We start from the raw sequence: 12,546 nt of genomic DNA on the forward strand, positions 1-12,546 counted from the left end.
ACCCCTATCCAATTAATATTTTTGCTTCTGGATACCTTATTCCACTTTTTTTCTTCTTATTAATAACTGCAAGTATTACTGTCATAGCACCAACTCTTCCAAGGTACATAGTAATAATGAGAGTTATTTTAGATATTACGCCTATACTTTGAGTTACTCCTGCTGTAAGTCCTACCGTTCCAAACGCTGATGTTGCCTCATAAAGTAAATTGATAAAAAGCTTATCTGGTTCTGTTATAGCAAGAATTGTTGTTACTGTTAATACTAACAACATTGATATAAACAAAAGTGTAAATGCCTTATATACAGTTTCTTTTGTAAATTTTCTTCCAAAAACTTCAGTATCGTCTCTACCTTTAAGCACAGATATTATAGTGAATAATAGCACTCCAAAGGTAGTTACTTTAAGCCCTCCCGCTGTTGATCCTGATGCTCCACCTATAAACATTAATATTATTGTCATAAGTTTGCCTGCCATAGTCATTTCTGTAGTAGAAACACTATTAAATCCGGCTGTCCTTGGTGTAACCGAAGCAAAAAATGAATTGAGAATTTTACCTCCAAAAGTCATATTACCTAGAGTAGCTGAATTATTATATTCAACTAAAAAGATAAATAGAGTCCCTATAACTATAAGACCAATTGTAATTGATATTACAATTTTTGAATGTGTCGATAATCTTTTAGCTTTCCTATAATTAAATATCTCAAGTGATACGGTAAAACCAAGCCCACCAATAATTATAAGAAATGCTATAGTTAAGAGCACAACCGAATTACTAGAATAATTCACTAAACTATCATAATTCCCAAACAAATCAAAGCCAGCATTACAAAAGGCAGATACTGAATGAAATATACTGTAAAAAATTCCTTTTTGTATTCCAAACTGTGGTATAAATTGCGTAGACAATAATAATGCCCCACAAAATTGAACTACAAAAGTAAATCCTAAAACATACTGAACCATTCTTACAAGTCCTTGTATATTAAAAGTATTCATAGCCTCCTGCATAATAAGCCTGTCTTTTAATGTTATCTTTTTACCTAATAATACAGCTATAAAAATAGTAATGGACATGAACCCAAGTCCACCTGTTTCAATTAAAAGCATTATAATCACTTTACCAAAGTTATTCCAGTGAGTTCCAGTATCTACAGTTACCAGCCCAGTAACGCAAACTGCTGAAGTTGATGTAAAAATAGCATCTATAAAGTTTGTAAAATTTCCATCAACTGATGAAATTGGTAAACTGAGTATAATTCCTCCTAGTAATATTACTAATGCAAAACCTATAGCAAGCACTTGAACTGCATTAAGTTTTGATCTTTTCATTAAAGTTTCTGCCATACTCTCACCATCCCAAAGGTTAGCCAACCTTACCCCATTATATATTATTTTCACATATAAAACTTACTCTTCTTACATGAAGCCTTAATATACAATTATCCATATAATCTTATCTAATTCCGTCTAAAATATGATTATACTGAAAAATTTCGTATTATAAATTTCAATTACCTACATTATAAAGTATCTTAGTAATCTTTGTCATTATTTAGAATTAAAATTTAAGAAAAATTTATTACAAAAAAAATAAAATGCGACCTAAGCCGCATTTTATATGTATTAAGCGTTTAATTGTTTTTTAGCAACTTCTACTAAATCAGCAAACGCTTTTGGATCGTTTATAGCTATTTCAGATAACATCTTTCTGTTGATGTCTATTCCAGCTAATTTAATTCCATTCATGAATTTTGAATATGATAAGTTGTTTATTCTTGTTGCAGCATTAATTCTTGCAATCCATAAACTTCTATAATCTCTCTTCTTATTCTTTCTTCCAACGTAAGAATTTCTTAACGCTCTAATTACTGATTCGTTAGCAGTTTTAAATAACTTACTTTTCCCACCGTAGTATCCTTTTGCAAGTTTTAAAACTTTTTTATGATTTTTACGAGAATTCTTCGCTCTCTTTACTCTTGCCATTACTTAAACCTCCTGTGTTTAACTATATTATAGGTATGGTAATAATTTCTTCATTACTTTTTCTTGTGTCTTTGAAACATATCCAGCTTTTCTAAGATTTCTCTTAGTTTTTGAGCTTTTCTTTGTTAAGATATGACTCTTAAATGCTTTAGCTCTCTTTAATTTTCCTGTACCTGTCTTTTTGAATCTTTTTGCTGCACCTCTATGAGTTTTCATTTTTGGCATGATTTAAATCCTCCTCTCAAGTTATGCCTTTTTAGGCCCTAAAACCATTGTCATACTTCTGCCTTCTTTTTTAGGTCTTTTTTCTACTAAGCAGACATCTTCTAATTTAGATAGAAAGTTATTAAGAATCTTTTCTCCCATATGAGATAGTTCCATTTCTCTTCCTCTAAATCTAACAGTGATTTTAACTTTATCTCCTTCTAATAGGAACTTTCTGGCATTTTTTGCTTTTATATCAATGTCATGTTCCTCAATAGTTAGACTGCATCTTACTTCTTTAATTTCTACAATTTTTTGCTTTTTCTTAGCTTCTTTTTCCTTTTTAGATTTCTCATATACAAACTTACCAAAGTCCATAATCTTACAAACTGGTGGAGTTGCATTTGGAGAAATCATAACTAAGTCTAAGTCTTTTTCTTCTGCAAGTCTTTTTGCTTCTGCTGATGAGATAACACCTAATTGTTCCCCATCGCTTCCAATTACTCTCAATTCTTTTTCTCTTATTTCATCATTAATCGAAAAATCTTTACTAATATTTTTCACCTCCGAAAAAATCTATACATAATAAAAAGACGGCCATAAGCCGTCTCATATTATCAATACTTAATGCATAGATACCAAAAACCCATACTAGTAGTACCTTGACACTGTAGGGTGAGAAACGGCTGTTTCTTCTTAACGAATTTGAGTATATCATGCTATTTAATACATGTCAATGTTTTTTGCAATATTTTTTATAATTTTATATTTATCATCATATTCGCAAAAAACAACTTTATCCTCAAATACATTTTCTATTGTATCTAAAAATTCTTTATTTGTACAGTTCTCTTTTCCATAAATAATAATGTTTTTAGGTGCATTAGTTATAAGTCCGCTTATTAAAACATCTTCCATATTTAGTTCTATTGCACCTTGCTCTGCTGTAATTTCTTTTAAAAAATCATAATATAGATTTTTACCTTCTTTATTCTTAACTATATAATTATTATTATCTTCTATTATTATATTAATTTCTTCAATCTTACATTCTTGTATTTCCACAAAATATTTTAGCAGTTTTACAAATTCCTTATATTCTTTTTCTACCATGTATGCTTCTATTACTTTATCTATAATTTTTTCTATATCTCTTCTGAGCATTTTCATTCTAAAAGTTATAAATCCATCTATATTAATTTCCTGTTTCTCGCTTATACAGTCCCTTATTTTCTCTATCATTGAATTAATTTTATTTAAACAATATACTGCTTCTTCATTTTTAGTTTTTTCTTCAACTTTTAATACCTTGATTATTTCATCTTCTGCTTCCAATATTTCACTTTGCTTTAAGAAAAAATAATTGTCAGTTAAAAATTCTAACATCTCTTTTTTTCTGTAATTCTCAATTACTATTCTATATAAAATATTACTAACATATAAGTTAATAATTTCTTTTATTTTTTCATTATAACATTCATCTTCACAAATTATCTTAATTATATGAGTCTTTCCCTCTATACTTTCAACTAACCCTATTAAAATATCCCTTTTCTTTAGCAAATCTCTTAGCTCTTGCAAATCACGGGAAAAGTTCAGATCTTCATCATAAGCTAATTTTAAAATAAGCATGGATTTCACTCCCTTCTTAATATTAGTATGTATCAAATTTTTCTTGCTATGCAGAATTTATAATTTATTTTATAAGCCTATATCTTCCTCTTTTCCTATTTAATAAAGTACGTTGACAGATTATTTTTTAAGGTTCAAAATATACACTATACATTTTTTTGAAAAGAATAATTTCTAAGGAGAATCATTATGCATGTTTTTGTCGATTATAGAATTACTAATGAAGAATTAGTAAACCTTTCTAACTTAAATGTAAATCCAATACTGGTACCTAAATGCAACAAAGTTTATGAAGCAATAAATGGTCATCCTGATATTCAATTAAATATCCTCAAAAGTAAAGAAAATGATCATATTATTATTCAAAAAAATATGAGCAAAGATTTCATAAAAATTCTTGAATCAAATAATATAAAATATATTCTTTCAAAAAATTCATTGTCCAATACATATCCTAAGGATATTATTTTAAATTCTTTGATTTTAGAAAATTATTTTATCCATAATTTAAAATTTACAGATGAAAATCTTTTAAAATCACAAAATTTCAAAATAAAAATCAATGTTTCTCAAGGATATACTAAATGTTCAATTCTTCCTGTAAGAGATAATGCATTAATAACAAGTGATAAAGGTATTTTTGAAGCTCTAAAAGACTATAACTTTGACATCCTACTGCTTCCTCCCGCCAATATATTATTACCCTCATTAGACTATGGTTTTATAGGAGGTACTGGAGGTATGATTTCTAATGACAAGATGGCCTTCTTTGGTGACTTAGACTGCTATACTTATGGAGAAGAAGTTAAAAAATTTCTTTACAAATACGATGTTTCTCCAATAGCGCTAAGAAAAGGAAATTTGATAGATAGAGGCAGCTTGCTTACCCTTTAATCATGTCCACTATATAATATGATTTCTATTTTTTAATGTTACTTTTCCATTTCTTCTATAGTTACAAACTTTTTATGTTTGAATAAATATAAAAAATCAAGGTTATGCTTTATTAGTAGGTGTTAAAATTAATCCATACTTTAAAAGCTAACCTTGATTATTTTTATAAATTTAAATTATTATTTCGTTATAAATATTAATACTTGAATGAGAGTAAAAATTTATTTCTTTGATTTTTGTAAATATTATCCAATAAATCTTTTCTTTATTTCTTCTCCAATTCTTCCTGCCTTTTCTTTAATAAATTCACCCATGCCTTTCATTTCATTACCCATATCCTGTGCTAATCCTTTCATTTCACCTCCCATTCTTTCTGCTTTTTCCATTATTTCTTTAGTAAAATGCTCCATATTAAAATTTCTCCTTTCGCAAAAATCTGTTCTTAATTTTTCATTGAATATAAAAGCAATTATTTGGGGTAGAAAAATATTTTATCTACATTAATAAGTTTGCCCCAAAATAGAAATATTATTAATATTAGCTTTTCTTTCTTAAAATTTTCTTTATTTTCCTAAACAGCTTAATAATTAGAATAAATAAATGAAAATCACTAAAATTTAAGAAAATCACTTTACATAGTAGCTTACTATCATTTAAACTATTTTAGTATAGATTTCACAAGTAATTATTTTATATTTATAGGAGGCAATTAATGAGCGTACTTATTGTTAAAGATATGAATCACGGCTTTGGTGATAGAGCTATTTTCGAAGATGTTTCATTTAGATTATTAAAAGGAGAACATGTTGGTCTTATCGGTGCTAATGGAGAAGGTAAATCAACATTTATGAATATTGTAACAGGTAAACTTATGCCTGACGAAGGTAGTGTTTCCTGGTCTAATAATGTTAGAGTTGGATATATGGACCAACATGCTGCCTTAACTAAAGGACAAACTATTAGAGATGCTTTAAAAGAAGCATTTAGATATCTTTTTGACCTAGAATCAGAAATGAATTCCTTATATGAAAAAATGGGTGACTGCACAGAAGATGAGTTAACAAAAATGCTTGAAAGAACTGCTGTAATTCAAGATATGCTTGATCATAACGGCTTTTATGTAATTGATCCAAAGGTTGAAGAAGTTGCAAAAGGACTAGGTCTTTTAGATTTAGGTCTTGATAGAGATGTTGATGATTTATCTGGAGGCCAAAGAACTAAGATTCTTTTAGGTAAGTTATTACTTGAATCTCCTGATATCTTACTTTTAGATGAACCTACAAACTATTTAGACGAAGAACATATAGAATGGCTAAAAAGATATTTACAGTCATATGAAAATGCCTTCATATTAATTTCACATGATGTTCCATTTATAAATTCAGTAGTAAATTTAATTTATCATGTTGAAGAAAGAAAACTCACAAGATATGTTGGGGACTATGATGAATTCCAAAGAATATATTCAGAAAATAAAAAGAAATTAGAAGCAGCATATGAAAAGCAACAAAAAGAAATTGCTAGACTTGAGGATTTCGTTGCTAGAAATAAAGCTAATGTAGCAACTGCTAATATGGCTAAATCTAGACAAAAGAAATTAGACAAGATGGATGTAATTGAACTTTCTAAGGAAAAACCAAAACCAGAATTTGTCTTTAAGACTGCTAGAGCTTCAGGTAAAGTAATATTTGAAACTAAAGACTTAGTAATTGGTTATGACTCTCCTCTTACAAAACCATTACACTTATATATGGAAAGAGGACAAAAAATAGCTTTAGTTGGTGCTAATGGACTTGGGAAGTCAACACTATTAAAGAGTTTACTTGGTATAATAAAACCTTTAAGCGGAGAAGTTCATCTTGGAGATTATCAATACATAGGTTATTTCGAGCAAGAAGACAGATCTAATAACAGCAATACTTGTATAGAGGAAGTATGGGAAGAATTCCCTGGATACACTCAATATCAAATAAGAGCTGCTCTTGCTAAATGTGGTCTAACTACTAAACAGCTAGAATCTCAAATAAGAGTTTTATCAGGTGGAGAAGCTGCTAAAGTAAGACTTTGTAAAATCATAAACAATGAAACAAATATATTAATCCTAGACGAACCTACAAACCATTTAGATATAGATGCAAAAGAAGAATTAAAGAGAGCTCTTAAAGAATATAAAGGAAGCATTCTATTAGTTTCCCATGAACCAGAATTTTATAGAGATGTGGTAACTGAAACTTGGAATTGCGAAGATTGGACAACAAAAATCATATAAAAAATTTAATTCGTAGCACAAAATTACAGCTATAACTACAACAAAATAAAAAGATCTTAATAATAGCAATATATATTATTAAGGTCTTTTTATCGTCTATATATTTGACTTACCCCATTCACACATATTTCTTACGAGAGGAATAAGACTTTGGCCTTTTTGTGTTAATGAATATTCTACTTTAGGCGGAATTTGTGGATATTCTTTTCTAAATATTATATTTTCATTTTCTAATTCTTTTAATTGGGAACTTAACATCTTATGAGTAATTCCTTCAATATTCTTCTTTAACTCCCCATATCTTAAAGTGCCACTGCATGCAAGTAAATAAATAACTTTTAGTTTCCATTTTCCACTTATAATAGACAAAGTATATTCAAAGGGTTCCTTATTATTGACATAGCAAAGCTTCTCCATTTCTTCCACTCTCCTTTATGATAGTATAGCACAAAAAAGTGCATACTTTCATAAATTTACAGCTTCTATATAATGTACTTATAAGGCCTTATGATAATACAATATTGAAAAGGAATGATATAAATGATTATAGATGGACATTCACATGTAATCTTACCAGCAGAAAAACATATTCAAATAATGAATCAAGCAGGAGTTCATAAAACAATACTCTTTTCCACCTCCGTGCATCCTGAAAATTCCATAGACCTGCAAGAATTAAAAATAGAAATGAAAAAATTAAATGATGTTGTAGGAGGAAAAACACCTTCATTAATAGAAACTAAGCGTAAATCTATAAATGAACTTATGACGGTAATTAACAGTTACCCAGACAGGTATATAGGCTTTGGAAATGTCCCATTAGGAGTGAGTGAAAATGACACCAACGCATATATTGGAGAAAATATAGCAAATAACAAACTTGCTGGCATAGGTGAATTTACTCCAGCAAGCGGACAAGTAAAATTATTAGCCCCCATTTTCAAAGCTTCCATGAATTTTGGAAGATTACCAATTTGGATACATGGCTTCAATCCTCTAGATTTACAGGATATAAGAGAAATAGCTGAATTATGCAAGGCTTATCCTTATATACCTGTAATATTAGGCCATTTAGGTGGAAGTAACTGGATGACAACTATAGAACTTGCAAAGGAAATCCGAAATTTATATCTTGATACATCTGCATATTTCTCCACTCTTGTCTTAAAAATTGTTATAAATGAAATCCCACAAAAATGCATCTTTGGTGTAGACATGCCTTATGGGGATTTACAGTTATCATTAGATGCAGTAAGAAAAATATGTAAAGATTCATATGTTGAAGATGCTGTTTTAGGTAATAACATAGCAGCATTATTAAAGATTTAACTTTTGATTTATACTGCTCAAAATTTGTCCTTGGCTGTTATTAGTCAAGGATATTTTGCTATTCTTAATCTATAATTCTCACAAGAGAGAAAAACACCGTTGTGTGTTAACTCAAAATCAATAATACTCAAATTCATTCAAATTACTTATTTTTATATTATCCTCTTCTATCAAAATAGTTAATATAAGAATATAAAAAGAGGCAGTCACATTAGTGACAGCGTCTTTCTATACTCTATGCGTAATCCACTTAGTTCCTCTAACCCTATACAAATACAATGTTCCTCGGACAATCCAATCAACGTACATTGCAATCCATATTCCAAGAATTCCAATATTACATACAATCCCTAATATATATCCAAGCCCAATTCTAAACATCCACATTCCAACAAATGCTGTTATCATTGTATATCTTGTATCTCCAGCTCCTTTAAGCCCTGCAGACAATACAAAGGAAATCGCCCATGCTAAATATGCTATACTATTACTTTTTACTAATATACCAGTAAGTTTTATTATCTCTGGAACATCAGTATAAATACTAGCTACCCATTCAGAAATAGGGAAAAATAACAGCCCTATAGATACTAAACATATGGTTGTAAATTTAACTAGATATAGAAGAGTATCTTTTGCACCCTTAACATCATTTCTACCAATGTATTGTCCCACTAATGTAGTAGCAGCCATACAAAGTGCAGTTCCTGGAACATTCATTATCTGCATTATTGACATTCCAATAGCATTAGCTGCAATTGATGCTGTTCCCATAGTAACTATAAACACTTGTACGATTAGTTTTCCAGTATTAAAAATCACCTGTTCAACTCCTGCTGGTATTCCAATATTAAATATGCTCTTTTGAGTATTGATATCAAATTTAAATGAAAGTATATTTTTAACTTTTATCACTTTGCTCCCCCTGAATAATACTGTCATTATAATTATAGCCCCGATCATTCTAGCTATAGCAATTGCTATTGCAGCTCCCATTATTCCAAAGGAAGGTATGTTCAAACCATCGATTCCAAATATTAGCATATACCCTAATACTATATTTATTATGTTTATAAACATTGTAATGTACATTGGAGTTTTTGTATCTCCTGCTCCCCTAAGTATACCATTTGCAATTTGAGATATAGCAATAAAGGGATACGTAATTAAGGTAAACTCTATGTATAATTTAGCATTGGCTTTAACCAATTCTTCTGCTGAACCATATAAAAAATTAATTACTGGTATACGAAAAATCCATAATATCAAGGATATTATTCCTGAAACTAAAAGTCCAGACACTATAGCTTGTTTAGCAGTTTCGTTAGCCACTTTATGATGTTCTTGTCCAATTTGCTGTGCAACCACTACAGTTGCACCCACTGACAAAGCTGCAAAAAAAGCTATGAACAAATTATTCATAGAATCAACCATTCCAATAGCTGAAACAGCTTCCTTCCCAATATGCCCTGCCATCATGGTGTTACATACTCCAAGTAGCATAACAAAAGTTTGTTCAACAACTATTGGTATTGCTAGTCCCAGAATATCTTTTCTAATTAACATTATATTTCCTTCTTTCCATATTTTACTGACAATTACATTCTAATGGTTACAGTATAGTCTAAGTCAACTCTTTTTTTATTTATATAAAATTTACAAGTTGGATATGTTGGAATATAATTTAAAATATTGAATACTTAAACATAAATAATGGAGGATATATAACATGGGATACAGCATTGCTGAAGCAGCCGAAAAAATTGATCTATCTACATATACACTTAGGTATTACGATAAAATGGGTCTACTGCCTTTTGTAGAGCGTAATGAATTAGGAAATAGAGATTTTAAAGAAAAGGATTTAGAATGGCTTAAGCTTATCCGTTGTCTTAAAAATTCAAATATGCCTATTAAAAAAATAAAAGAAGTTATAAAATTGAGCCTTGAAGGTGATGATACTCTTAGTATTCGCAAAGAAATACTTTCAAATCATCGTAAAGAAGTTGTAAATAAAATTGAAGAACTACATAAAAGCCTTGATAAAATAGATAATAAAATCAATTATTATGAACGTGCTTCTAAAAGTATCTAATAAACTTTAAATTAATATATAATTTGTAAATCTTTATGAAAACTTATATAATAATATTAGGGATAAAAACACAGTTCCGTTGGTAGTCGGAACCTACATTAATTAAATGTAGCAGTAACCTGCCCTCCTGGGGTTGTCCATTCTCTATTTAGTTTTTTTACAGGAGGATACACTTATGATATCTCAAATTAATTTGACAGTTCTTTTTAGTGAACCTTTTTGGATTGGAGTTTTCGAACTTACTGAGGATGAGGAATATAAAGTATGCAAAGTAACTTTTGGTTCTGAACCAAGGGAAGATGAAACTTTAGATTTTGTATTAAAAAGATTTTATTCCTTAAATTTTAGTAGCCCAATTTCAACTGATAAAAATGTTTTAGTTGAAAAAAAATTAAATCCAAAGAGAATTCAACGAAAAATTCAAAAGGAAACTTCTACAAATGGAATTGGAACAAAAGCTCAAATAGCTTTAAAACTTCAACACGAGCAATGTAAAGTTGAACGTAAGAAAAAATCCAAAGCACAAAAAGAACTTGAAGAACAAAGAAAATTTGAATTAAAACAAAAGAAAAGACTTGAAAAACGCAAAGGGCACTAGTCAATTTAAAATTAAATTATAGAATATTAATTAAAAAATATGTAAATATTCTATAATGATTAGAATCATGGGTTATGATAGTAATTCTATTGTAAGTCATGATTTTTCCTTTTACGAAATTAATATTAAATAGGACGTTTTATTTTATAACTGTTAAATAAATTTATTTTATTTTTCCATTTCAAAAAAGTTATCTTGACATAAAATACTAAAATGTTATTATAAAAGTATTGATATTTACAAGGAATTTATACATAAAAAGGAGTTCTTACTAGATGATGACGTTAGATAAATTTGAAAAAGCATATGAAGTTGTTCAAAGTGTAATATTAAAAACAAAGTTAGTTTATAGTGATTATTATTCAGATATTACTGGAAATAAAGTTTATTTAAAACCTGAAAATATGCAAAAAACTGGCGCTTATAAAATTAGAGGTGCTTATTATAAAATCAGTACTCTTACTGAAGAAGAGAGAAGCAAGGGGCTCATAACAGCTTCTGCTGGCAATCATGCCCAAGGTGTTGCATATGCTGCTAAAGAATATAAATCTAAGGCCGTAATAGTAATGCCTACCACTACTCCCCTTATGAAGGTAAACCGTACAAAAGCATACGGTGCAGAAGTTATTTTACATGGAGATGTTTATGATGAAGCCTGCAATTATGCTCTAAAGCTTGCTGAAGAAAAAGGCTATACTTTTATTCATCCTTTCGATGATTTAGACGTTGCAACTGGACAGGGCTCTATTGCAATGGAAATTGTAAAAGAACTTCCAACAGTTGATATTATTTTAGTTCCAATTGGAGGCGGAGGACTTGCAGCTGGAGTTTCTACCCTAGTCAAACTCCTTAATCCTAACATTAAAGTTATTGGTGTTGAACCAGCAGGTGCTAATTGTATGCAAGAATCACTAAAGAAAGGTGAAGTAACTACTTTGCAATCAGTTGATACTATAGCAGATGGTACTGCTGTTAAAACTCCTGGCTCTAAAATATTTCCTTATGTAAAAGAAAATATTGATGACATTATTACTATTGAAGATCATGAATTAATAGGTGCTTTTTTAGATATGCTTGAAAATCATAAAATGCTTGCTGAAAATTCTGGCCTGCTTACAGTAGCTGCACTAAAACATTTAAATGTAAGAGATAAAAAAGTTGTTTCTATTATAAGCGGAGGCAATATGGATGTGATTACTTTTGCTTCTTTAGTTCAACATGGCTTAATTGAAAGAGAACGTATATGTACAATTTCAGTTTTACTTCCTGATAAACCTGGTGAATTAACAAATGTCTCAAAAGTAATTTCAGAAGCTCAAGGTAATATAATAAAGCTTGACCACAATCAATTTGTAAGCATTAATCGTAATAGTGCTGTTGAATTGGACATTACTATGGAAACCTTTGGTCATGAGCATAAAGAAGCAATTGTTAAAGCTCTTATAGATAATGGTTATAAACCAAGATTAATTCAACCAAAAATGATTTATCAATAAAAAATAGATCCCTCAAATTATTGAGGGATCTATTTTTAT

General features: G+C 29.3%; 14 protein-coding genes and 1 other annotated feature. Of the genes, 6 read left to right on the forward strand and 8 right to left on the reverse strand.

What is annotated here, in order from left to right; genetic code table 11:
• Positions 1-4: 4 nt before the first annotated feature.
• The 5 genes from GXK56_RS15305 to ytxC form a co-directional block, all read right to left on the reverse strand.
• Entirely contained in the window at positions 5-1,351 is a 1,347-nt protein-coding gene (locus GXK56_RS15305) for a TrkH family potassium uptake protein (RefSeq protein ID WP_160688903.1), read from the reverse strand.
• A 279-nt stretch (positions 1,352-1,630) separates the two neighbouring features.
• Complete coding sequence (gene rplT, locus GXK56_RS15310; RefSeq protein ID WP_160688905.1) at positions 1,631-1,990, reverse strand: 50S ribosomal protein L20; 360 nt, start codon at positions 1,988-1,990, stop codon at positions 1,631-1,633.
• Positions 1,991-2,017: 27 nt separating this feature from the next.
• Positions 2,018-2,215, reverse strand: coding sequence for a 50S ribosomal protein L35 (gene rpmI, locus GXK56_RS15315; RefSeq protein WP_160688907.1), 198 nt, complete (start codon positions 2,213-2,215; stop codon positions 2,018-2,020).
• Between the two features lie 21 nt (positions 2,216-2,236).
• Entirely contained in the window at positions 2,237-2,758 is a 522-nt protein-coding gene (infC, locus tag GXK56_RS15320; RefSeq protein ID WP_160688909.1) for a translation initiation factor IF-3, read from the reverse strand.
• A 15-nt stretch (positions 2,759-2,773) separates the two neighbouring features.
• Positions 2,774-2,898, reverse strand: a sequence feature (ribosomal protein L20 leader region).
• A 19-nt stretch (positions 2,899-2,917) separates the two neighbouring features.
• Positions 2,918-3,826 (reverse strand): putative sporulation protein YtxC, encoded by a 909-nt coding sequence (gene ytxC / locus GXK56_RS15325; RefSeq protein WP_160688911.1) that lies wholly within the window; start codon positions 3,824-3,826, stop codon positions 2,918-2,920.
• Between the two features lie 189 nt (positions 3,827-4,015).
• Between ytxC and GXK56_RS15330 the strand changes: the two genes are divergently transcribed.
• Complete coding sequence (locus GXK56_RS15330) at positions 4,016-4,720, forward strand: DUF6873 family GME fold protein (protein WP_160688913.1); 705 nt, start codon at positions 4,016-4,018, stop codon at positions 4,718-4,720.
• A gap of 245 nt (positions 4,721-4,965) precedes the next feature.
• Here GXK56_RS15330 and GXK56_RS27815 read toward each other — a convergent pair whose 3' ends face one another.
• Positions 4,966-5,130, reverse strand: a complete 165-nt coding sequence (locus tag GXK56_RS27815) for a hypothetical protein (protein WP_202127897.1) — start codon at positions 5,128-5,130, stop codon at positions 4,966-4,968.
• 302 nt (positions 5,131-5,432) lie between these two features.
• Here GXK56_RS27815 and abc-f point away from each other — a divergent pair, with 302 nt between their 5' ends.
• Positions 5,433-6,989: a ribosomal protection-like ABC-F family protein gene (abc-f, locus tag GXK56_RS15335; protein WP_160688915.1), complete on the forward strand. Its 1,557-nt coding sequence runs from the start codon at positions 5,433-5,435 to the stop codon at positions 6,987-6,989.
• Positions 6,990-7,085: 96 nt separating this feature from the next.
• Here the strand turns inward: abc-f and GXK56_RS15340 are convergent, their stop codons facing one another.
• The gene (locus tag GXK56_RS15340) at positions 7,086-7,406 is read right to left on the reverse strand and encodes a helix-turn-helix domain-containing protein (RefSeq protein WP_160688917.1); all 321 of its coding nucleotides are present in this window, start codon (positions 7,404-7,406) and stop codon (positions 7,086-7,088) included.
• 123 nt (positions 7,407-7,529) lie between these two features.
• Here GXK56_RS15340 and GXK56_RS15345 point away from each other — a divergent pair, with 123 nt between their 5' ends.
• The gene (locus GXK56_RS15345; protein ID WP_160688919.1) at positions 7,530-8,318 is read left to right on the forward strand and encodes an amidohydrolase family protein; all 789 of its coding nucleotides are present in this window, start codon (positions 7,530-7,532) and stop codon (positions 8,316-8,318) included.
• 228 nt (positions 8,319-8,546) lie between these two features.
• Here the strand turns inward: GXK56_RS15345 and GXK56_RS15350 are convergent, their stop codons facing one another.
• Positions 8,547-9,884, reverse strand: coding sequence for an MATE family efflux transporter (locus GXK56_RS15350; RefSeq protein ID WP_160688921.1), 1,338 nt, complete (start codon positions 9,882-9,884; stop codon positions 8,547-8,549).
• A 163-nt stretch (positions 9,885-10,047) separates the two neighbouring features.
• Here GXK56_RS15350 and GXK56_RS15355 point away from each other — a divergent pair, with 163 nt between their 5' ends.
• The 3 genes from GXK56_RS15355 to ilvA all read left to right on the forward strand — a co-directional run bounded on the left by GXK56_RS15355 (position 10,048) and on the right by ilvA (position 12,507).
• Positions 10,048-10,413, forward strand: coding sequence for a MerR family transcriptional regulator (locus GXK56_RS15355; RefSeq protein ID WP_160688923.1), 366 nt, complete (start codon positions 10,048-10,050; stop codon positions 10,411-10,413).
• Between the two features lie 175 nt (positions 10,414-10,588).
• Complete coding sequence (locus tag GXK56_RS15360; RefSeq protein ID WP_160688925.1) at positions 10,589-11,011, forward strand: YjdF family protein; 423 nt, start codon at positions 10,589-10,591, stop codon at positions 11,009-11,011.
• 275 nt (positions 11,012-11,286) lie between these two features.
• Positions 11,287-12,507 (forward strand): threonine ammonia-lyase, encoded by a 1,221-nt coding sequence (ilvA, locus tag GXK56_RS15365; protein WP_160688927.1) that lies wholly within the window; start codon positions 11,287-11,289, stop codon positions 12,505-12,507.
• Positions 12,508-12,546: the final 39 nt, after the last annotated feature.

Origin of the sequence: Clostridium sp. C2-6-12, assembly GCF_009928485.1 — a bacterium.
Taxonomy (GTDB): Bacteria; Bacillota; Clostridia; order Clostridiales; family Clostridiaceae; genus Clostridium.

Excerpts from the sequence above, each read along its gene's own strand:
- rpmI (WP_160688907.1), bottom strand. The coding sequence starts at position 2,215 with ATGCCAAAAATGAAAACTCATAGAGGTGCAGCAAAAAGATTCAAAAAG.
- GXK56_RS15355 (WP_160688923.1), top strand. The coding sequence starts at position 10,048 with ATGGGATACAGCATTGCTGAAGCAGCCGAAAAAATTGATCTATCTACA.
- GXK56_RS15350 (WP_160688921.1), bottom strand. The coding sequence starts at position 9,884 with ATGTTAATTAGAAAAGATATTCTGGGACTAGCAATACCAATAGTTGTT.
- ytxC (WP_160688911.1), bottom strand. The coding sequence starts at position 3,826 with ATGCTTATTTTAAAATTAGCTTATGATGAAGATCTGAACTTTTCCCGT.
- GXK56_RS15305 (WP_160688903.1), bottom strand. The coding sequence starts at position 1,351 with ATGGCAGAAACTTTAATGAAAAGATCAAAACTTAATGCAGTTCAAGTG.
- GXK56_RS15340 (WP_160688917.1), bottom strand. The coding sequence starts at position 7,406 with ATGGAGAAGCTTTGCTATGTCAATAATAAGGAACCCTTTGAATATACT.
- GXK56_RS15330 (WP_160688913.1), top strand. The coding sequence starts at position 4,016 with ATGCATGTTTTTGTCGATTATAGAATTACTAATGAAGAATTAGTAAAC.
- GXK56_RS15345 (WP_160688919.1), top strand. The coding sequence starts at position 7,530 with ATGATTATAGATGGACATTCACATGTAATCTTACCAGCAGAAAAACAT.
- GXK56_RS15360 (WP_160688925.1), top strand. The coding sequence starts at position 10,589 with ATGATATCTCAAATTAATTTGACAGTTCTTTTTAGTGAACCTTTTTGG.
- rplT (WP_160688905.1), bottom strand. The coding sequence starts at position 1,990 with ATGGCAAGAGTAAAGAGAGCGAAGAATTCTCGTAAAAATCATAAAAAA.
- GXK56_RS27815 (WP_202127897.1), bottom strand. The coding sequence starts at position 5,130 with ATGGAGCATTTTACTAAAGAAATAATGGAAAAAGCAGAAAGAATGGGA.
- abc-f (WP_160688915.1), top strand. The coding sequence starts at position 5,433 with ATGAGCGTACTTATTGTTAAAGATATGAATCACGGCTTTGGTGATAGA.
- ilvA (WP_160688927.1), top strand. The coding sequence starts at position 11,287 with ATGATGACGTTAGATAAATTTGAAAAAGCATATGAAGTTGTTCAAAGT.